Source organism: Mesorhizobium sp. WSM4308, assembly GCF_002294905.1.
Classification (GTDB): Bacteria; Pseudomonadota; Alphaproteobacteria; order Rhizobiales; family Rhizobiaceae; genus Mesorhizobium.
The window spans coordinates 188,770-209,281 of sequence record NZ_NSFW01000011.1; the positions used below are offsets into that span (position 1 = coordinate 188,770).

Here is a 20,512-nt window from a genome sequence, read left to right on the forward strand (position 1 = left end):
CTCGTAGGATGCGAATAGCGGCCGGCATAATGGACCGGCGACCCGCCAGCCATTGCGGAGGCGGCGACCACTAGGGCGAGGGAAGCGACATGCCTGAACGGCAGCCGCATGGCTGCGACATTGCCCGGTCCACAGCGTCGCGCTCGACGAGTGCCGAGCGCGATGGATATCGACGGGTCGTACGTTACAGTATCGTCTTTTACTTCTGACATACTCGCTACTTCTGACATACTTGCGCGCCGAGTGTCTCTGGAGGGACAGCCATGCCTGACGTCGTCAAAGTGCGTGCCGCGACAAACAACGAAGTCGCGTTCCTTTCCTGGGACATAGACGGGATGATCCCGGGTTGCCTCGGTTTCGAGATCGTTCGCCTCTATCCCGGGACAGGCGAGGAGCGCTGCCTGGCCTCCTGGGTGCCCTTCAAGGGGCAGAGGAACAAGGACTGGATCCCGCAGGATACCGGCGTCTGGCCGGTGCAGAAGACATTCTGGCGCGATCTCACCGTGCGGCGCCGGCGCGACAGCATTGACGTCAGGCCGGACGGCGAAATGATCGCCTACCGGGTGCGCCCGGTCGGCGACAGGAAGCCAGGCCTCGATGCGGTGCCGGTGCGCCCTGATCAGATCGTCGACGGCAAACCCGCCCACACACCCGGCGCGCCCGCTCGGTTATCTCGGCAAGGGCGCGGTCAGCCCGCCGATCTATCTGGGTCAGATGTTCGGCAAGGCGCGGGTTGCCTTCACCAATGGCGTGCTGTCGACGCAATGGATGTCGCATGCGCTGCAGGAGGCCGGCATCAAGGTCGGGCACCGCGACAAGATCAGGGCAGTGCTGCAGGACCCGACGAGCAAGATACGGGCCTATCTGCATGGCGATGTTCCCGACGTGCTGACCAGCCTCCTGACGCGGGCCAAGACCGAAGGCGGCACCGTCAGGCTCGCGCTCTATGAACTCGGTGACGACGAGCTGTGCGATGCCATCATCGCCGCCAAAGACGCCGTCGAGGTCATCCTTTCCAATTCGGGCAGGGACGACGAGACCAAGGCCTGGGATGCCGGCAATGCGCCATACAGGAAGCGCCTGCATGACGCGGGCGTCGTGGTGACGGACCGCCTGTTCAACAACAACCACATCGGCCACAACAAATTTGCCGTCTACCGCGATGCCCACGGCAAGCCGCAAGCAGTGATGACCGGCAGCACCAACTGGACGTCGACCGGTATCTGCGGACAGTCCAACAACGCCTTCATCCGCGACGATCCGGCGATGGCCGAGATCTTCGACGCCTATTGGCAGCGCATGAAGGCCGACGTCTTTCCGCCCCCGGCCTCGGAAAGTGCGGCCGGTCGTGTCGCGCAGACACAAGGCGTGCCGTTCCGCGGGGAGAACCACATGCCCAATCCGCTCAACGGCGCCACCGCAGCGCTGGACGGCATGACGGTCTGGTTTTCGCCCAACGACCCTGACCGCAACAAGAAGGACATCTCCGTGCGGCCGGTCGACCTGGCGGATGTGTTTGCCCGCATCAAAGCGGCGAAGCGGGCGGTGCTGTTCCTGGTGTTCAATCCCTCGCTGCTCGGCGACAACTCGATCGTCGACCAGGCCGTGGCGGCGGCCAAGGCCGATCCGAACCTGATCGTGCAGGGCGCGATCTCTGACGAGACCGCCATGCCCAACTATGTCGCGCCGACCAAGGATGCGGTCACACACAAGTCGAACAAGGACGGCAAGGCGCCGTTCGTCTATCCGGAGAAGGTCTGGGAAGCGCCGAACGTCTCCATCGTGCGTGCGGCAAACCTGACCGGCGCCACGATCGCCCGTGACTTCCAGGCGGAGGTGCTGACCGTCGGCCATGCGATCGTGCACGACAAGATCGTCATCATCGATCCGATGGAAGACAACGCCACCGTCATCACCGGCAGCCACAATCTCGGTTACAAGGCGTCCTACGAGAATGACGAGAACATGGTGATCGTCGAGGGCGACAAGACTTTCGCGACCGCCTATGCCGTGCACATGCTTGACGTGTTCGACCACTACAAATTCCGCGCCTGGCGCAGGACAATCGGCAAGGGGCCTTCCGACGACGACGGGCTCAATATCGACGACAAGTGGTTGACGCCATACGCCGACGGCAAGAAGGGCGCGATTGCCCGCTATTTCCCGTAGTGCCGCCGGGCCGGGGATCTGCCATTCATTCCAGTCCGCGGCCGCTCGGCCAGGGCCGCGCCTGCGCGGTGGCGACGGCAATCTGCGCGGCGCTGCTGCCGCTGCTGCTCACCATGCCGTTGATCTGGGGCGGTGTTGCTGGTGGTGGGCGCGGTCGGCTACGGCGTATATACGATGGCATTGGTCGAACTCGGCAGCCGCTTCAAGGGCACGCTGCTCGTCACCGGCAATGCGGCCTTCGCCCTGCTGTGGGGCGTTGGCGGCATTGTCGGCCCGCCAAGTGCCGGCCTGCTGATGCAAGGCATCGGCCCGCTGGGCCTGCCCGTGGTGATCGCCGCTCTCGATGCGATTCTGGTCGTCTTCGCCTAGTACCGCTCCTCGCAACGTCGAGCCTCCTGACATCGATCTGGCTGGAGCAAGCGCTTTCCGCCGGCGGGGCTTACCGCTGTCTGGCCGAACCGTTAATCCTGCCGGGTACCAACGGTAGGACCATGGCCGCGTCGGCTTCGAAAACTGGCGAAGGAATGCAATGGGCGGCGATCACCGGCGTGATCGCGACCGTCTCGGTGTTCGCCATCGCGCAGGGCCTGTCCTATCCGCTGCTGAGCTTCATCCTGCAGCGCCAGGGCGTCTCGCCGGCGATGATCGGCCTGTCGGCTGCGATGACGCCGATCGGCTTCATCGTCTCGTCGCCGCTGATCCCGGGGCTGGCACGGCGGTTCGGGGCGGGGCGCACGGCGCTTACTTGCGCCGCGCTCTCGGCCGTCGTGCTGGCGCTGATCGGCTGGACGCAGAATGTCTATCTGTGGTTTCCGCTGCGCTTCCTGATCGGCGTGGTGACCAATCCGCTCTATGTCTTGAGCGAAATCTGGGTAATTGCCCTTGCGCCGCCGGCCAGGCGCGGGCGCATCATGGGCGTCTATTCGACGATCATTTCGGCCGGCTTCGCGGCCGGCCCGCTCTGCCTGCTCGCCGTCGGTACGCAGGGATGGCCGCCCTTCCTCGTCGGTATTTGCGCCTTCGTGCTATGCGGCATGTGCCTGGCGTCGGTGCTGCCGCGCCTGCCGAAGGTGGACGAGGCCGGGCATCGGGTTTCCGTTCTGGGCTTCGTACCGATGGCCTGGCTGCTTCTGTTGGCGGTCATCGTGGCCGCGGGGTTCGAACAGGGGGCGCTGGCCTTGCTGCCGGTCTATGGTAACCACTATGGTATCGCGGAAGCCCGCATGTCGGCGCTGCTGTCGATGATGATCGCCGGCAACATTGCCATGCAGGTGCCGCTCGGCCTGCTGGCGGAGAGGCTGACCGCACGCCTGGTTCGGCTTGCCTGTGTTTCCTTGACCGTGCTCGGATGCGTGTTGCTGCCGCTTCTCATCGAAACGCCGCTGATCTGGCCGATGATCTTCGTCTGGGGCGCGGTCTCCTATGGCATCTACACGATGTCGATCATCGAGCTTGGCGAGCGTTTCACCGGCTCGACCCTGGTCGCCGGCAACGCCGCCTTCTCGCTGATGTGGGGCGTCGGCGGCATAGCCGTGCCGCCGCTGGCTGGCAGCGCCATGAATATACTGGGCGCGAGAGGCCTGCCGATCACGCTTTGCTTCATGTGCCTGGCCCTGGCGGTCGCGAGCCTCCCCGGTCGCGGCAAGGCCTAAATCCTTGGCAGCAACTCTTGAATATCGGACGCGGCATGTCGATGTTGCATGCCCAAGCGTTGCCTATTTGGAGATTCCATGACCAAGCCCATCGCCAAGCCAGAAGCCGATACCGCGGACCCCTTCCTCTGGCTGGAGGACAGGACCAGCAAACAGTCGCTCGACTGGGTGCATGGCCAGAACGAGATCGCGATTGGGGAATTGCAAGGCGATCCTTCGTATCAGGCGTCGTTCCAGACGGCACTCGACCTGATGACGGCCGAGGACAACATCGCCGTCGGCGCGGCAATCGCCGGCCATGTCTACAATTTCTGGCAGGACAAGACCAATGCGCTCGGCCTGTGGCGCCGCACGACGGTCGCTTCCTACAAGACCGAGAACCCGGTCTGGGAAACGATCATCGATTTCGACCAGCTCGCGGCGAAGGAGGGGATAAAATGGGTGTTCAGCGGCGCCAGCCGGCTCTATCCGGACTTCAGCCGCTGCCTGCTCTCGATGTCGCCGGACGGCGGCGACGCCAGCGAGATGCGCGAATTCGACATTGAAACCAGATCGTTCATCGAGGGCGGGTTCCGTGCGCCGGCTTCCAAGTCGGGTTTCGGCTGGCTGGACAAGGACACGGTCATCGTCTCGGCGGCCTTCGAGGAATCCGACAAGACCGAGTCCGGCTATCCGCGTGTGATCAAGCTCTGGAAGCGCGGCACCAGCCTCGAAGACGCAACACCCATTTTCGAGGCGCAGAAAGACGATCTCGCCGCCGGCGCGGGCGTCGAGTTCGACGGCGACAAGCGTCACGTGTTTCTGGCGCGGGCAATCAATTTCTTCGCATCGCACAGTTTCCTGCATCTCCCGTCCGGTGAGAACAGGCGCATTCCGCTGCCCGACGACGCCACCGACACATCGCTTTTCAAGGACCAGCTGGTGTTCGGGGTGCGCACGCCCTGGACGGCGCCGGACGGCACGCTGTGCCAACCGGACGGGCTCTATTCGCTCGATTTCGCCCACTGGATCGAAACCGGCGGCTTGGGCACCATCGAAACCCTGCTGGCGCCGGCGCATCGCGTGTCCATCGCCGGGCTCGCCAGAACGCAGGACCGGCTGTTCATCAGCCTGATGGACAATGTGCGCGGCAAGGTTCTCGTTTGCGAGCGCAAGAATGGCGCCTGGTCTCTGAAGCCGGTCGCGTTGCCTGAGAACGGCACTGTCGGCATCAGCCATGCCGAGCACTTCGGCTCCAGCGTGTCCTTCTCCTTCACCGATTTCCTGACGCCAAGCTCGATCATCTGGTCGGATGACGATGGCGAGACGCTCGCCACGGTGAAGTCGCAGCCGGCGCGCTTCGATGCCGCGCCGCTGATCTCGGAACAGTTCGAGGCGCGCTCGAAGGACGGCACGATGATCCCATACTTCGTCGTCCGGCGGCGCGACCAGAAAGGACCGGTGCCGACGCTGCTCTACGGCTATGGCGGCTTCGAAGTGCCGCTCTTGCCCGGCTATGCCGGCGTGCGCGGCAGGCTGTGGCTGGAGAAGGGCAATGCCTATGTGCAGGCCTGCATTCGCGGCGGCGGCGAGTTCGGCCCGGCCTGGCATCAGGCGGCGCTGAAAGGCAATCGCCAGAACGGTTTTGACGATTTTGCCGCGGTGGCCGAGGACGTCGTCAGGCGCGGCATCGCGACGGCAGGCTCGCTCGGCATCCAGGGTGGCTCGAATGGCGGCCTGCTGACCGGCGTTTCGCTGACGCAGCGCCCGGAACTCTTCGGCGCCGTCATCATCGAGGTGCCGCTGCTCGACATGCTGCGCTACACCGAATTGCCGCCCGGCGCCTCATGGATGGCCGAGTATGGCGATCCGTCGAAGCCGGAGGATGCCAGGTGGCTGGCCGCCTATTCGCCCTACCAGCACGTCAAGGCGGGTGCCGCCTATCCGCCGGTGCTGCTGACGACCTCGACCGCCGACGACCGCGTCCATCCCGGCCATGCGCGCAAGATGGCGGCTCGCCTGCAGGAGGCCGGCCACGACAGGACACTGTTCTTCGAGGAGACCGAAGGCGGCCATGGCGGGCGGGGCGACCGCCGGCCGCAGGCGGCGCAGACGGCGATGAAATATGTCTTCCTGCAGCGGGCACTGAGCGCCAAGGCTTAGAAGTATCCGTCATGGGCCAGGCAAAGGGTGGTTCACCTCGGCCAGCCTTTGCTCTAAGGTGCCTGGCATGGCTCCTGCTATGACCTTTGTCTGCACGTTCGGGGTCGCGGTGACACCGTCACCGCGCACGCTGCGTGCGGAGCTTTTGCGGCTGTGCGCCCGCATCGGTTATTCGCCACCCGCCGCCCTCTGATGCATTCGCCCCGGCGCCAGCCGGACTGAATCCAGAGGAAAGATCCAGACATGACCTATCAGAATTATTCGCTGAAGCAGCTTCAGCAGATCGACGCCGCGCATCACCTCCATCCCTTCACCGACCACAAGGAATTGCGTGAGGCGGGTTCGCGCATCATCACCCGCGCCAATGGCCCGTTCATCTACGATTCCGAAGGGGTGGAACTGCTCGACGGCATGGCCGGCCTGTGGTGCGTCAACATCGGCTATGGCCGCGACGAACTGGCCGAGGCCGCCTACGCCCAGATGAAGGAACTGCCTTACTACAATTCCTTCTTCAAATGCTCGACGCCGACGCCGGTGCTGTTGTCCAAGAAGCTGGCCGAGATCGCCCCGAAGAACGTCAACCAGGTGTTCTACGGCTCCTCCGGCTCGGAAGCCAACGACACCGCCTTGCGTCTTGTCCGCCACTACTGGGTGATCGAGGGCAAGCCCGAGAAGAACCGCGTCATCTCGCGCAAGATGGCCTATCACGGCTCGACCATCGCCGGCACCTCGCTCGGCGGCATGGACGCCATGCACAAGCAGCTCAACGGAGCGGTGCCCAACATCGTGCATGTGATGATGCCCTATGCCTATGAGCTGGCGCTGCCGGGCGAGAGCGACCATGATTTCGGCCTGCGCGCGGCCAAATCGGTCGAGGACGCCATCCTCGAGGCCGGGGCCGACAAGGTCGCGGCCTTCATCGGCGAGCCGGTAATGGGTGCGGGCGGCGTCAAGATCCCGCCGGCGAGCTACTGGCCTGAGGTGCAGCGGATCTGCCGCAAATACGATGTGCTGCTGATGCTGGACGAGGTCATTACCGGCTATGGCCGCACCGGCGAATGGTTCGCGGCACAGACCTTCGGCATCGAACCGGACACCATCACCACCGCCAAGGCGCTGACCTCGGGCTATCAACCGCTGTCGGCGCTGCTGGTCGGCGACCGCATCACCTCGACGCTGGTCGAGAAGGGCGGCGAGTTCAACCATGGCTACACATATTCCGGCCACCCCGTGGCCTGCGCGGTGGCCTTGAAGAACCTCGAGATCATCGAGCAGGAAGGCCTGGTCGATCGTGTCAGGAACGAAACTGGGCCTTATTTCGCCAAGGCGCTGCAGGAGCGTATCGCCGGGCATGATCTGGTCGGCGAGGTACGCTCGATCGGGCTGATGGGCGCGATCGAGATCGTCAAGGACAAGGCGACCAAGGAACGGTTCCTGCCGTCGGGAAGTGCCGCGGTGACGGTGCGCGACCATGCCATCGCCAACGGCATGATGCTGCGCGCCACCGGCGACACGATGATCCTGTCGCCGCCGCTGATCTGGACCCGCGACACGATCGACATGGCCTGCGAGCGGATCCGCAAGGCGCTGGATCTGGCGCAGGCCGATCTGCGCAAGCGGTAAGGCGAACCTCGACCGGGCGTTTCTTCAGGGGAACGCCCGGCCTCGAGAAACATGCTGCCCGATGGGGAACAAACGTTATCCTCCGCGCGTAGTGTGTCCGGCAGCAGCCATCCGGCCGCGACAAGGGGTTCATTTCCATGACAAAAACCGGCAAGAGCCGACGCGCGCAAGAAGCAGCCAGCATCGGCGCTGACCTGATGCTGGCGCCGCTGGTGGCGATGATGCGCCTGCCGTTGATGGCGATGGACAGCGGCAGCAGCCAGCCCTGGAGCACCGAAACCGCGCGTGCGGTGAACGAGAAGACCGCGGCAATCGCCGAGGGCGCGTTCGCGGCGCAAATGTCCTTCCTGCAATCGGCATCGCGATTCTGGCCGGAACTCCTTTCCGGTCGCACGCCGTCGCTGTTCAACGGCGTCGCGGCGGAACGGTCGATCAGCGCCGCGCTCAAGCCCGCCAGCCGCGCGGTGAAGGCGAATTTTCGCCGGCTGTCGTCAAAGGCTTGAAATAGACCCTGCGGAACTTTGATTTTGCGCATTGTCGAAATCATGGTCTAGAACCAATCGGTATAAGCACCGATGGGGGGACATCATGGCCGGACAACCGCTCAACCAGCCGGCTGAAATCCCGGCCGAGCTCGACCGCTGGAATTGGGGCGCCTTCTTCCTCAACTGGATCTGGGGCATCGGCAACAGCACCTTCATCGCGCTGCTGGCACTGATCCCGGTCGTCAACCTCGTCATGATCTTCGTGCTCGGAGCACGCGGCAGCCGCTGGGCCTGGCAGAACCGGGCCTGGCGCGACGCCGAGCAGTTCCGCAAGACGCAGCGCAACTGGGCAATAGCCGGCCTGGCTGTCTGGGTGCTCAGTATCGGGGGCTGTGCGACGGCGGTCGGCAGCATCCCCTTCATGTTCAAAGGCAGCGACGCCTACCACATGACCATGGACGCCGTGCGTTCCGATACCCGCGTCAAGGCTGCCATTGGCGACGACGTGACCGACAATTTCTGGGTCGGCGGCCATCTCAACGTCAGTGCGAACGGCACGGGCGACGCCCAGTTCAGCATTCCCGTCCACGGCGCCAAGGGCAAAGCCACCGTGTTATCCCATCTGGTCCGCAATGCCGGCACGTGGAGCATCCGCCTGCTTGTGGTCAGGGTCGATGGAGTGGACGCGCCGATTGTGCTGACCAACGAAGATCATGTGCCAATCCCGAACGCGGCGATCGGAATATAGACATCGGGGAGAAGTGGGTGCGGCAGAAATGCAAAAACCGCGCTCCATCGGGAACGCGGCTTTGCCAGATACGCATGGCGTTTCGCTACGCAAACACTTGGCGAAACTTACGGGCTCCGGTACGCGAGACCTGATCCGGAGCGCCGGGCGGATGCGATATGTCCGCCTCGCAGTCCGTTTTATAGGGACATCGTTACCGCAGAGTTATCGAGAGCTTAAGCAAATCTAAATTTGCGGTTCTTCTGCCGGGTTGATCTGGAAAAAACCCATCAAATCCGCTGGTTACGCTGGGTTGCCCCTGAGAAAATTAATTATGCCGGAGAAATCGGCGCCGCCGTACCCCTGGGCGTTGAACAGGGCGTAGAGCTGTGCCGCCTCGGCGCCAAGTGGGGTCACCGCGCCCGCGCTCAGTGCGGCTTCCTGGGACAATTTCAGGTCTTTCAGCATAAGGGCAGCGGCGAAGCCCGGCTTGTAATCCCTGTTGGCGGGTGAAGTGGGCACCGGACCGGGCACCGGGCAGTAGGTGGTCAAGGACCAGCATTGGCCCGAAGAGGTCGAGGCGACGTCGAACAGCGCCTGATGCGACAGGCCGAGCTTTTCGGCCAGCACGAAGGCCTCGGCGACGCCGATCATCGAAATGCCGAGGATCATATTGTTGCAGATTTTCGCCGCCTGGCCGGCACCGTCGCCGCCGCAATGGACGATGCGCCCGGCCATCGGCTTCAGGATCGACTCGGCGGCGGCGAAGGCATCGGTGGAGCCGCCGGCCATGAAGGTCAGCGTGCCGGCCGCCGCACCGCCGGTGCCGCCCGAGACGGGCGCGTCGATGGAGAGCAGGCCGTGTTTGGCGGCAATCGCATGCGCCTTGCGCGCCGACTCGACGTCGATGGTCGAGGAATCAATGAACAGCGCGCCTTTTTTTGCCTTGGGCGCGATGTCTTCATAGACCGACAGCACGTGCTTGCCGGCAGGGAGCATGGTGATGACGACATCGGCATCTTTGACTGCCGCGATGGCGTTGGCCATCACCGTCACGCCATGCTCCCTTGCGACCGTAAGGTTCTCCGGCATGAGATCGAAGCCTAGAACCGCATGCCCGGCCTTTACCAGATTGGCGGCCATCGGATTGCCCATGTTGCCGAGGCCGATGAAGGCGATTGTGGTCATTGTGACGCTCCGTGGTTGGGTAAGGCAGTAGGCAGTAGGCAGTAGGCAGTAGGGACTTTATTCTGGGGCAAGTTTGATAATGAGTTGGCGAAGCATTTTTCCAAGACCCTCGGTCGCCAATAGCATCTGATGAGCCTGATCATGCGTGGCGAGGCCAATGCGTTCAGCGATCTGGAGGTGTGTCTCGAACTCCTTCAGTGAGCCTTGGGCTATCCCGAGAAATTGCTGATAGGAGCCTCTGTTGTCGCGGCCGTAGCCCTCAGCGATGTTGGCAGGGATAGAGGTTGCAGAGCGGCGGATTTGGCTGGTCAGGCCATACATTTCTTCTTTTGGCCATGTCTTGGTCAAGGAGTAGGTGGCGACGGCCAGATCCATTGCCTGCTGCCAAACGATAAGATCCTTGTAAGAATTGATCTTGCCGGTCATCTCTTGCCTACTGCCTACTGCCTACTGCCTACTGCCTACTGCCTATCGTCCGATCAACGCGCGCGCGATAATGACGCGCATGATCTCGTTGGTGCCTTCGAGGATCTGGTGGACGCGCAGGTCCCGCACCAATTTCTCGACGCCGTAATCGTGCAGATAGCCGTAGCCGCCGAGCAGTTGCAGCGCATCGTTGGCGACGTTGAAGCCGGTGTCGGTGACGAAACGCTTGGCCATGGCAGACCATTTGCCGGCGTCCGGCGCTTTGCGGTCGAGCTTGGAGGCGGCGGCATAGAGGAAGATGCGCGCTGCCTGCAGCTCGGTCTCCATGTCCGCCAGCCTGAACTGCAGCGCCTGGAACTGGTTGATCTTCGAGCCGAAGGCCTTGCGCTCGGCGGTGTAGGACAGCGCCTTGTCGAGCGCCGACTGGGCGCCGCCCAGCGAACAGGCGGCGATGTTCAGCCGGCCGCCATCGAGCCCGGCCATGGCGATGCCGAAGCCGGCGCCTTCGCCCGACAAGAGGTTTTCCGCCGGCACCTTGCAGTCCTCGAAGATGACCTGGCGGGTCGACTGCATGTGCCAGCCCATCTTGTGCTCGTTGGCGCCGAAGGAGAGGCCAGGCGCATCTTTCGGTACGACGATGGTGGAGATGCCTTTCGGCCCGTCGGCGCCCGTGCGCACCATGACGGCATAGACATCGCTGTCGCCGGCGCCCGAGATGAATTGTTTGGCGCCGTTGAGGACATAGTCGCCGCCGCTCTTGACCGCGCGCGTCTTGAGCGCCGCGGCATCCGATCCGGAGCCCGGCTCGGTCAGGCAATAGCTCGCCAGCCATTCCATCGAGGTGAGCTTCGGCAGGAAGCGCTGGCGCTGCTCCTCATCGCCGAAGCGGTCGATCATCGAGGCCACCATATTGTGGATCGAGATGAAGGACGAAAAGCCCGGGTCGGCATGTGACAACGCCTCGAAGATCAGCACGGCGTCGAGGCGGCCGAGCGCGGAGCCGCCGACATCGTCCCTGACATAGATGCCGCCGAGGCCGAGCGGCCCGGTCTCGCGGATCACATCGGCCGGGAAATGCTTCCTGCGATCCCAGTCGAGCGCATTCGGCGCGACGCGGTCGGCGGCGAACGCCTGCGCCATCTCCTGGATGGCGCGCTGTTCCTCGTTGAGTTCGAACTGGCTGGTGCTCGCATCGACCGCGGCGTCCATGGCGTTCTCTCCCTATATGCCAGCTGGCCCGCTGGCCTGTCGTTTTTGGCTTTGCGCGCGCATCAATCTAGACCAATGATGCCGCCGCGCAACCCGAGCCTCCGCGGAGCGGCTGTGCACCAATGCATGTCCGGAGCGAGATGTGACGACAAAATTCGATGAGCTGCTTCGGCAATTCCACGCCTATCTCACTTCTGTGAACAATGCCCTGGTGCGCGACGCCGTGGCCCGCATCGGCTGGGACATGCCGGCCCGCGCGCTGGAGCCGCATAGGATCAGCTGCGTGCGCCATCTCGACCGTGCCGCCGAACTGGCGCCTCCTGCCGCCAAACCATTGGTGCAATGGCTGGCGGAGCATCGCAACGGATTGCACTGGGGGCAGACCTACACCGAGGCGGATTTCAGCAAGGCCTTCATCGACAATTATGGCTGGCTGGAAGTGTTCGGTACGCGCGGCCTTTTCGCCAATGACGAAGTGGCCGCCGGCCTGCTGATCCTTGGGCCAGACATTGTCTATCCCGACCATCATCACGTCGCCGAGGAGATCTACATTCCGCTGACGGGCGGCACGGAATGGCGCATGGGCGAGGGCGGTTTTCGAGTGCGGGAGGCGGGCGAGGTCGTCCACCACGCCTCGAATGTCAACCACGCCATGCGAACCGGCACCGAACCGCTTTTGGCGCTCTACATCTGGCGCGGCGGACCACTGGCGCAGAAATCCACTATCACTGGACCCGCCACGCAGGGCCGAATCTGATGGCCAGGGCAATCATGCTGCAAGGCACCGGTTCGGATGTCGGCAAGACGGTGCTGGTCGCCGGCCTGTGCCGCGCCGCGAAGAAGCGTGGCCTGAAGGTGCGGCCGTTCAAGCCGCAGAACATGTCGAACAACGCCGCCGTCGCGGATATTCCGGGCGACAACAACCATGGCGGCGGCGAGATCGGCCGCGCGCAGTGGCTGCAGGCGATCGCTTGCGGCGTGGCACCATCGGTCCACATGAACCCGGTGCTGTTGAAACCGCAGACCGATGTCGGCGCCCAAGTCATCGTGCAGGGCAAGGTGTTCGGTGAGGCGCGCGCGCGCGACTACCAGGCGCTGAAGGCCAAGCTGATGGATGCCGTACTCGACTCCTGGGGCAAGGTCGGCGAGGGCGCCGATCTGGTCATCGTCGAGGGCGCGGGCTCGCCGGCCGAAATCAACCTCCGCAGCCGCGATATCGCCAATATGGGCTTTGCCACGCGTGCCGACGTGCCGGTTGTGCTGGTCGGCGACATCGATCGGGGCGGTGTCATCGCCTCGGTCGCCGGCACGCATCTGATCCTGCCGGAAGAGGACCGGCGCATGATCGTCGGCTATCTCATCAACAAGTTCCGGGGCGATGTTTCGCTGTTCGATGACGGTTTGAAGGCGATCGAGAAATTCACCGGCTGGCGCTGTTTTGGCGTCGTGCCGTGGCTGAAGGCGGCGGCGCGGCTGCCGTCGGAGGATTCGGTGGTGCTCGAGCGGCTGGCATCCGGCGAGGCGCGGGCGCTTAAAATAGCGGTGCCGATGCTTGGCCGCATCGCCAACTTCGACGACCTCGACCCGCTCAAGGCCGAACCGCAGGTCGAGGTGGTGTTCGTGCCGCCTGGGAAACCGCTGCCGGCCGATGCCGGGCTGGTGGTCATTCCCGGCTCCAAATCGACGATCGGCGATCTCCTGAAATTCCGCGAGAATGGCTGGGACCGGGATCTTGCCGCGCATCGCAAGCGCGGCGGCCATGTCGTCGGCATTTGCGGCGGCTTTCAGATGCTGGGCCGCAGGGTGCGCGATCCCGACGGCATCGAAGGCAGCATCACCGAGGCCGAAGGGCTTGGCCTGCTCGATATCGAAACGGTGATGGAACCGGAGAAGACGGTGCGCAATGTCAGCGCGCATTCGGTCCAGTTCGACCTGCCGCTCGAAGGCTACGAAATCCATCTCGGCCGCACCACCGGCCCGGACACGATGCGGCCGTCGGCGATCATCAATGGCGTTGCCGACGGTGCGATCTCGGCCGACGGCAAGGTGTCAGGCACCTATATGCACGGTCTGTTCGGTGCCGACGCCTTTCGCGGAAAATTCCTCGAAAGCCTCGGCATCAAGGGCGGCGGCATCGACTACCGCGCCGAAGTCGAGCGGGCGCTGGACGACGTCGCGGCCGAGTTGGAGACCCATCTCGACTGCGACGCGATTTTTTCGCTGGCTAGGTAGGACCTATGCCCTTTCCCCGGCCTTCGGCCAGTAGGTGCCGAACGACCAGACATTGCCTTCCGGATCACGGCAGATGAATTCGCGGCTGCCATAATCGCGCTCGGTCAGTTCCTGGATGATCGTGGCGCCGGCTTTCCTGGCCCTGGCATAGGCGGCATCGGCATCATCGACGGCGATATAGATCGACTTGCCGCCACCGGTGCCGGGTTCGCCGACCATCTTGCCGTAATCGTCATCGCGCGCGCTGCCCAGCATGATCATCGAGGTGCCGAAGACTAGCTCGGCATGGTGCACGACATCGCCTTCACCATAGCGGGCACGGACGCTGAAGCCGAAGGCTTCGCAGAGCCAGTCGATCATTTTCGCCGCGTTTTTGTAACGCAAGGCAGGGTAGAGGCGAGGGGCTTCAGTGGCGGTGGGCATGGGAACCTTCTTGATCTGAGTTGGCCGATAACCCACTCTGTTCCATGGCCGGTCCAGCGTCTTGAAGAAATGTTACCTGACCGAGAGCGCCGTCGGCGCGTCGCCTGCAAGGTCGCGGAATTCGCGCACCATGTGCGCCTGGTCGGCATAGCCGCAATCGGCGGCGATATCGGCCCAATCGGCGGTCTGCCGCCGTGACAGGCCGAGCGCCCGGTTGAAGCGGACGATGCGCGACAGTGTCTTCGGACCGATGCCGATAGCATTGGAAAAGCTGCCGGCGAGATGCTTTCGGCTCCAGCCCAGTTTTTCGGCGATGGAGGAAATGCGGACCCGGCCGCCGGAAGCGATGATGCGGTCATACGCCCAGGCGATTTCCAGCGGCGTTTCGGCGGCGCGCTCAAGCCGGGCGGTGACGAAGGTTTCTGCAAGGTCGAAACGCGACGCCCAGTCCGACGCATTGCCGAGCCGTTCGCGCAGTGCCGTCCCCTCGGCGCCCAGCACGTCGTCGAGGACGACCATGCTGTCGGTGAGTTCGCTCATCGGCAAGCGGAAGAAACGGCGCGCTCCAAGCGGCGTGAAGTTGACCTGGATGCAGCAGGCGGCGCCGAAGGATTCGATCATCACCGGTCCGGCAAAAAGCCCGGCGGCGAAACTGGCGAAGCGGTCATTGTCGCCAGGCGTCCTGCCGAGGCCGATGGCGAAAGGCTCGGCGAAGCTAATCACCAGCGGCACGGTCAGTGATGCGTATTCGACATTGCGGAAATGGCCTGCCGCTGTTTCGCGATAGCCGCAAATGTCTGACACAATGCCGTCAAGCGCTGGATCAGGATGACGCCGGCGCATCTCGAAGCGCCCTACGATGGAGCGGTCCTGTTCCTCCCGGCGCTGCATCTCGATCGGCATGGCCATCCTTCCGCCGGGACAAATCTATCAGCCGTCGGCCGGAATCGAAAGCGCCCGGCTTTTGGCCGGGCGCTCTCCGTCCCCACTTCAAGGGAAACCTGTCAGGCGCCGCGCATCAGGCAACCGGCGGCGAGCACGATGTAGGCAATGAGAACGATCCACACCGATGCGAGCGGGATGAACGCGAGAACGCCAAGCGCGGCGAGAATGCCGATGATGGCGATGACCAGGGAAATGATGAAAACGATCTGGGTAGGCGCGCTGAGATTCATGTGTGGCTCCTCCAACATGATTCGAACAGCGCCATAGTAACAGGCGCGTGATCACACACCAATCAGGACACGCAGCGGGTTGGCCGGATCGGCCAGCAGCTTTACGGCCAGCGCCAGGCAGACGATCACCAGCAGCGGCTTGATCAGTCTGGCGCCGATGCGCATGGCGAGGCTCGCGCCGACGCGGGCACCGAGGAACTGGGCAACGCCCATCATCAGGCCGATCTTCCAGGAGATGACGCCGACAGCGGCGAAGACGATGAAGCCGCCGATGTTGGAAGCGAAGTTGAGCAGCTTGGTGTGCGCCGTCGCCTTGAGCACGCCGTAGCCGGCAAGGGCGACGAAGGCCAGCATATAGAAGGAGCCGGCGCCCGGGCCGAACAGGCCGTCATAGAAGCCGATCGCCGGCACCAGGGCCAGTCCGAACAGGAATGGCGACAGGCGCTCGGCCCGGTCGACATCGTTCATGTTGGGCTTGAGCGCGAAATAGAGCGCGATGGCGATCAGCACCAGGGGCAGCAGGGCGCGCAGGAGATCGCCCGGAACGATGGTGGCCAGCAAGGCGCCAATGACACCGCCTGCAGCCGCCAACAGCGCCGACGGCAATTGCCGGCGAAGATCGACATGGCCCTTGGAGGCATAGTGGATGGTCGCCGAGCCGGAGCCGAACATGCCTTGCAGCTTGTTGGTCCCAAGCGCTTCGACCGGCGAGAAGCCGGCAAGCAAAAGCGCCGGAATGGTGATCAGCCCACCGCCGCCGGCAATAGAATCGACAAAGCCCGCCGCAAAGGCGGCGAAGGCGAGCATGACGATTGTCTGGGTGGTGAGATCGATCATCTGATGTGAGGAGGCGTCCGGTCGGCGGGATAACGGCGTTCGACCACGACAGCCCTGTTTGCGCAAGGCCGATTCCGCGCTACCTCTATCCAAGCGCAATGCGCTTGGATTTGGTTAACCCGGAAAGAGACCCTGATGGCATTCGCATTGCTGGACCAGATACGCTCCATCTTCGACGGCGACCCGGGCGTGCGCAAGGTTGCCGACGATCCTGTCCTGTCGGCGGAACTGCTGATGCTTTTCCGTATGATCCTGGCCGACGGGACGGTCAGCGAGAGCGAGATGGTTGCCTTCCGGCGGATCTGCAAGGACGCCTTCGGCATTCAGGAAACCAGCATCGACGCCGTCATCGAATATCTCAATGAGTTCGGCTACGAGACCAATGGCTCGCAGGCGATCGCGCTGTTTCGCGATCTCGACGTCGAACGGCGCAAGCAATTGGCCCAGCACATGGCTGAGATCGCCAAGGCGGATTCGCAGCTGGCCGAGAGCGAGGTGCGCCTCTTGCGCCGCACGCTCGACCTGCTCGACATCAGCCCGGTCGATGTGGTGAAGCCGGAAGAGTAGGTTCTTTCACCCGCTCAGCCTTGCTCTTGCATCTTCTGGGCGATCGCCCGATGCAGGTCCGGCGCGGCAGCGACGAGCGCCTGTGCCGCTTCTGATTGCGGATGATCGAGCACCTCGGTCGTCTTGCCACGCTCGACGATCTTGCCGTCATGCATCACCAGCACCTCGTCCGTGATGGCGCGGGCGACAGTCAGGTCATGGGTGATGAAGAGATAGGCGATGCCGAGTTTTTGATTGAGCTCGGCGAACAGATCGAGGATTTGCGCGCGGATCGAGACATCGAGCGCCGAGACCGGCTCGTCAGCGACGACCAGCTTGGGGCGGGTGATGATAGCGCGGGCGATCGACAGGCGCTGGCGCTGGCCGCCGGAAAATTCGTGCGGGTATTTATCCATGTCGCGCTGGTCGAGGCCGACCTCGTGCAGCGCATGCGCAACCATCTCGCGGCGCTCGGCGCGCGTCGGTTTTTTCTCCAGCACGTGCAGCGGCTCGGCAACCAGTTTCTCGACCTTCTGGCGCGGATCGAAGGAGCCGTATGGGTCCTGGAAGACAACCTGCATGTCGCGCCTGGCGGGTTTTAGCTCGACTTCGCTCTTGCCGGTAATGGTCTCGCCGCGAAACCGGATCGTGCCCGAACTCGGTCGATCCAATGCCAGGATCATGCGGGCGAGTGTTGACTTGCCGCAGCCGGAGCGGCCGACCAGCGCCACCGACTGGCCCGGCTGCATCGACAGCGAGACATCGTCGACGGCGCGGATAGGGGCTGCCCGTTTGAGCAGGGAGCTGCGCCGCCCGGGGTAGTCGCGGGTCACGCCTTCGACCTGGATCAGGGGCTTGCCCTGACTTGTATCGTGCGTTCTGGCGCGTGCCGGCACATGCATCGAGGCCTGCGCCAGCTGGCGTGTGTAGGGGTGGAGCTGTTCGGACAGCGTGCGGGCGGTGTCGCCGGCCTCCATCACCTCGCCGCGGCGCAGGATGGTGATGCGATCGGCCATCTCGGTCACCACGGCGAGGTCGTGCGAGATCAGGAGCAGACCCATGCGGCTCTCCGCGACAAGGTCGCGCAGGAGGTCGAGGATCTGCGCCTGCAGCACCACGTCGAGCGCCGTCGTCGGCTCGTCGGCAATCAAGAGCTTCGGCTTCAGCGCGCATGCGATGGCGATGACGACGCGCTGGCGCTGGCCACCGGAGAGTTCGTGCGGATAGCGCGACAGCGGGAATTTCGCTTGCGGCAGGCCAACGCGGTCGAGCATTTTTCGCGCCCGCTCTTCGGCCGCCGCGCGTGTGACCTTGGTATGCCAGCGTATGCCTTCGGCGACCTGCTCGCCGATGGTCTTCACTGGATTGAGAGCTGTCATCGGCTCCTGGAACACCATGCCGATGTCGTCGCCGCGCAGCGCGCACATCTGGTCCTCGGTTGCCGCCAGGATGTCGATGCCGTCGAAGGTGACGCGCCCGGTGGCGCGCGCTGCATGCGGTAAAAGCCGCATCGCCGTCAGCGCGGTCATCGACTTGCCGGAGCCGGATTCGCCGACCAGCCCCATCACCTCGCCGGGGGCGACGGAAAGCTCCATCCCCTTCAGGATCTGCGTGTCGCCGATGGTCAGCGACAGACTGTCGATTTCCAGCAGGCTCATCGCTGCCGCCGCGATTTCGGGTCGAGAATGTCGGCGATGCCGTCGCCCAGGAGATTCAGGCCGAGCACGGTGATGACGATCGCCATGCCGGGGAAGATCGCCATCCACGGCGCCACCACCATGCGCGTCTGGGCGTCGAACAGCATGCGGCCCCAGCTCGGCATTGGCGGCTGCGCGCCGAGGCCGAGATAGGAAAGCCCGGCTTCGGCCAGGATGCCCAGCGCGAACTGGATGGTGCCTTGTACCAGGAGCAGCGTGGCGATGTTGGGCAGCACGTGTTCGATCGATATCTGCGTGCTGCTTTTTCCCGCGGCGCGCGCGGCCAGGATGAACTCGCGCGGCCAGATCGCCAGCGCGCCGGCGCGGGCGACGCGGGCAAAGACCGGGATGTTGAAGATGCCGATGGCGATGATGGCGTTGACGGCGCCCGGCCCGAAGATGGCTGTTATCATGATGGCCGACAGCAGCGCGGGAAAGGCGAACACGAGATCGTTGACGCGCATCAGCGCCTCGTCGACGAGGCCGCCGCGCGCGGCAGCAAAAGCGCCGAGCGGCACGCCGACACCCATGCCGATGCTGACGGCGACCAGCGCCACGGCGATCGAATTGCGGGCGCCGACCATGATCATCGACAGGATGTCGCGGCCGAAATGGTCGGTGCCGAACCAATGCGCCAGCGAGGGGCCTTGCGTCTTGTCGGCTATGATCAGCTTCGTCACATCGTAAGGCGTCCAGAGGTAGCTGATGACAGCCATCACCAGGATCAGCACTGTGATGACGAAGCCGGCGACGAAAGCCGTGTTCCGGAACGCCTTGGCCAGGATGCCGCTGAGCGTCTCCTCGGGGATGTCGATGTGCAGGGTCATTGCCGGCTTCTCAGGCGTGGATCGACGACCGCGTAGGAAAGGTCGACGACGAGGTTGACGGCAATGACGGCGGCGACCAGCAACATGACGACGCTTTCGACGACGATCAGGTCGCGCTGGGTGATCGCCTGGAACACAAGCCGGCCGAGACCAGGCAGATAAAAAACATTCTCGATGATGATGGTGCCGGCGAGCAGGAAGGCGAATTGCAGGCCAAGAATGGTCAGGACCGGGATCATGGCGTTGCGCAATGCATGCCGCCACAGCACGGCGCGGTAGGGCAGGCCCTTGGCGCGGGCGGTGCGGATATAGTCCTCGTTCAGCACCTCGATCAGTGCCGAGCGGGTGACGCGCGCCAGGATCGCCGCCTGCGGCAAGGCAAGCGCCACCGCCGGCAGCAGCAGCGATTTCAGCGCTGGCCATATGCCGGCGCTCCAGCCGGGAAAGCCGCCGGCCGGCACCAGCCGCAGCCAGACGGCGAAGACATAGATCAGCATCAGCGCGAACCAGAAATTCGGCACGGCAACGCCAAGCTGTGCCGCGCCCATGGAAATCGTGTCGCCGGCCCGGCCGCGCCGGCTGGCGGAAAACAGGCCGACCGGAATGGCGATGATCGTGGAGAGTGCAAGCGCGATCAGCGCCAGCGGCAGCGAGACGGCAAGCCGTTCACGCACGAGATCGATGACCGGCACCGAATAGGTATAGGAGCGGCCGAAATCGAGGCTGAGCAGGCCGCCGGCCCAGTGCAGGTAGCGCAAGAGCAGGGGCGCATTCAGGCCCATCTGGTTGCGCAAGAGTTCGACCTGGTCGGCGCTGGCGTTCATGCCCAGCATCAGTCGCGCCGGGTCGCCCGGCAGGATTTCCAGCACGGCGAACACCACGATGGAGGCCAGCACCAGCGTGGCAAGCGAGATGGCGAGGCGCTTGAGGAGGTAGGCAGTCATGGACACGGGACGACAGAGGTGTCGTCGTCCTGGGGCGAAGCAGGAGCGAAGCTCCGTCGCGTAGACCCCAGGGTCCATTCCGTAACAGAGGTCGAACAGCGCGACGGTCCAGAACCAGCCTCGCGCCTCACTGTTTCCACTGCAACGTCTCCCAGATTCTGCACCGCGAGGGCGCTCGTAAGTCACGGAATGGATCCCAGGGTCTGCACA

Annotated in this window: 20 protein-coding genes and 1 pseudogene; 11 read left to right on the forward strand and 10 right to left on the reverse strand. The window is 63.9% G+C overall.

Features of this window, described 5'->3' with window-relative positions:
- Window positions 1-597 precede the first annotated feature (597 nt).
- The 8 genes and pseudogenes from CK227_RS21450 (at window position 598) to CK227_RS21485 (ending at window position 8,819) form a co-directional block, all read left to right on the forward strand.
- Window positions 598-2,169 carry a phospholipase D-like domain-containing protein gene (locus CK227_RS21450; protein ID WP_245318124.1) on the forward strand — a complete coding sequence of 524 codons (1,572 nt, stop codon included), beginning with the start codon at window positions 598-600 and terminating at the stop codon, window positions 2,167-2,169.
- Window positions 2,170-2,228: 59 nt separating this feature from the next.
- Window positions 2,229-2,538: pseudogene (locus CK227_RS21455) on the forward strand (MFS transporter); the annotation flags it as partial.
- Window positions 2,539-2,693: 155 nt separating this feature from the next.
- The gene (locus tag CK227_RS21460; protein ID WP_245433484.1) at window positions 2,694-3,821 is read left to right on the forward strand and encodes an MFS transporter; all 1,128 of its coding nucleotides are present in this window, start codon (window positions 2,694-2,696) and stop codon (window positions 3,819-3,821) included.
- Window positions 3,822-3,899: 78 nt separating this feature from the next.
- A complete protein-coding gene (locus CK227_RS21465; RefSeq protein ID WP_095772933.1) occupies window positions 3,900-5,963 on the forward strand; it encodes a prolyl oligopeptidase family protein in 2,064 nt (687 codons plus the stop codon).
- Window positions 5,964-6,030: 67 nt separating this feature from the next.
- A complete protein-coding gene (locus tag CK227_RS21470; protein ID WP_095772932.1) occupies window positions 6,031-6,156 on the forward strand; it encodes a capsid protein in 126 nt (41 codons plus the stop codon).
- 50 nt (window positions 6,157-6,206) lie between these two features.
- Window positions 6,207-7,586: an aspartate aminotransferase family protein gene (locus CK227_RS21475; protein WP_095772931.1), complete on the forward strand. Its 1,380-nt coding sequence runs from the start codon at window positions 6,207-6,209 to the stop codon at window positions 7,584-7,586.
- 197 nt (window positions 7,587-7,783) lie between these two features.
- A complete protein-coding gene (locus tag CK227_RS21480; protein WP_245318123.1) occupies window positions 7,784-8,089 on the forward strand; it encodes a hypothetical protein in 306 nt (101 codons plus the stop codon).
- Window positions 8,090-8,174: 85 nt separating this feature from the next.
- Window positions 8,175-8,819, forward strand: coding sequence for a cytochrome c oxidase assembly factor Coa1 family protein (locus tag CK227_RS21485; protein WP_095772929.1), 645 nt, complete (start codon window positions 8,175-8,177; stop codon window positions 8,817-8,819).
- A gap of 282 nt (window positions 8,820-9,101) precedes the next feature.
- On the opposite strand, the gene mmsB is transcribed toward CK227_RS21485, so the two are convergent.
- From mmsB to CK227_RS21500, 3 genes are read right to left on the reverse strand one after another with little or no spacing between them, the layout of a single operon-like run.
- The gene (gene mmsB, locus CK227_RS21490) at window positions 9,102-9,986 is read right to left on the reverse strand and encodes a 3-hydroxyisobutyrate dehydrogenase (protein ID WP_095772928.1); all 885 of its coding nucleotides are present in this window, start codon (window positions 9,984-9,986) and stop codon (window positions 9,102-9,104) included.
- 57 nt (window positions 9,987-10,043) lie between these two features.
- Window positions 10,044-10,412, reverse strand: a complete 369-nt coding sequence (locus CK227_RS21495) for a four helix bundle protein (RefSeq protein ID WP_095772927.1) — start codon at window positions 10,410-10,412, stop codon at window positions 10,044-10,046.
- Between the two features lie 42 nt (window positions 10,413-10,454).
- Window positions 10,455-11,621, reverse strand: a complete 1,167-nt coding sequence (locus tag CK227_RS21500; RefSeq protein ID WP_095772926.1) for an isobutyryl-CoA dehydrogenase — start codon at window positions 11,619-11,621, stop codon at window positions 10,455-10,457.
- A 142-nt stretch (window positions 11,622-11,763) separates the two neighbouring features.
- Between CK227_RS21500 and CK227_RS21505 the strand changes: the two genes are divergently transcribed.
- Entirely contained in the window at window positions 11,764-12,378 is a 615-nt protein-coding gene (locus CK227_RS21505) for a dimethylsulfonioproprionate lyase family protein (RefSeq protein WP_095772925.1), read from the forward strand.
- Window positions 12,378-13,853: a cobyric acid synthase gene (locus CK227_RS21510; RefSeq protein ID WP_095772924.1), complete on the forward strand. Its 1,476-nt coding sequence runs from the start codon at window positions 12,378-12,380 to the stop codon at window positions 13,851-13,853. Before CK227_RS21505 ends, CK227_RS21510 begins: the two co-directional genes overlap by 1 nt.
- A 3-nt stretch (window positions 13,854-13,856) precedes the next feature.
- Here CK227_RS21510 and CK227_RS21515 read toward each other — a convergent pair whose 3' ends face one another.
- The 4 genes from CK227_RS21515 to CK227_RS21530 form a co-directional block, all read right to left on the reverse strand.
- Window positions 13,857-14,276: a VOC family protein gene (locus CK227_RS21515; RefSeq protein ID WP_095772923.1), complete on the reverse strand. Its 420-nt coding sequence runs from the start codon at window positions 14,274-14,276 to the stop codon at window positions 13,857-13,859.
- A gap of 72 nt (window positions 14,277-14,348) precedes the next feature.
- Window positions 14,349-15,179: an AraC family transcriptional regulator gene (locus CK227_RS21520; RefSeq protein ID WP_095773107.1), complete on the reverse strand. Its 831-nt coding sequence runs from the start codon at window positions 15,177-15,179 to the stop codon at window positions 14,349-14,351.
- Window positions 15,180-15,280: 101 nt separating this feature from the next.
- Window positions 15,281-15,451: a hypothetical protein gene (locus tag CK227_RS21525; RefSeq protein ID WP_080511798.1), complete on the reverse strand. Its 171-nt coding sequence runs from the start codon at window positions 15,449-15,451 to the stop codon at window positions 15,281-15,283.
- A 51-nt stretch (window positions 15,452-15,502) separates the two neighbouring features.
- Window positions 15,503-16,288, reverse strand: coding sequence for a TSUP family transporter (locus CK227_RS21530; protein WP_095772922.1), 786 nt, complete (start codon window positions 16,286-16,288; stop codon window positions 15,503-15,505).
- Between the two features lie 135 nt (window positions 16,289-16,423).
- Between CK227_RS21530 and CK227_RS21535 the strand changes: the two genes are divergently transcribed.
- Window positions 16,424-16,855, forward strand: a complete 432-nt coding sequence (locus tag CK227_RS21535; protein WP_027046940.1) for a TerB family tellurite resistance protein — start codon at window positions 16,424-16,426, stop codon at window positions 16,853-16,855.
- A 14-nt stretch (window positions 16,856-16,869) separates the two neighbouring features.
- Here the strand turns inward: CK227_RS21535 and CK227_RS21540 are convergent, their stop codons facing one another.
- From CK227_RS21540 to CK227_RS21550, 3 genes are read right to left on the reverse strand one after another with little or no spacing between them, the layout of a single operon-like run.
- Window positions 16,870-18,492: a dipeptide ABC transporter ATP-binding protein gene (locus CK227_RS21540; protein WP_095772921.1), complete on the reverse strand. Its 1,623-nt coding sequence runs from the start codon at window positions 18,490-18,492 to the stop codon at window positions 16,870-16,872.
- Window positions 18,489-19,358 carry an ABC transporter permease gene (locus CK227_RS21545; protein WP_095772920.1) on the reverse strand — a complete coding sequence of 290 codons (870 nt, stop codon included), beginning with the start codon at window positions 19,356-19,358 and terminating at the stop codon, window positions 18,489-18,491. The genes CK227_RS21540 and CK227_RS21545 overlap by 4 nt, the downstream gene beginning before the upstream one ends.
- Window positions 19,355-20,302: an ABC transporter permease gene (locus CK227_RS21550; RefSeq protein ID WP_095773106.1), complete on the reverse strand. Its 948-nt coding sequence runs from the start codon at window positions 20,300-20,302 to the stop codon at window positions 19,355-19,357. The genes CK227_RS21545 and CK227_RS21550 overlap by 4 nt, the downstream gene beginning before the upstream one ends.
- Window positions 20,303-20,512: the final 210 nt, after the last annotated feature.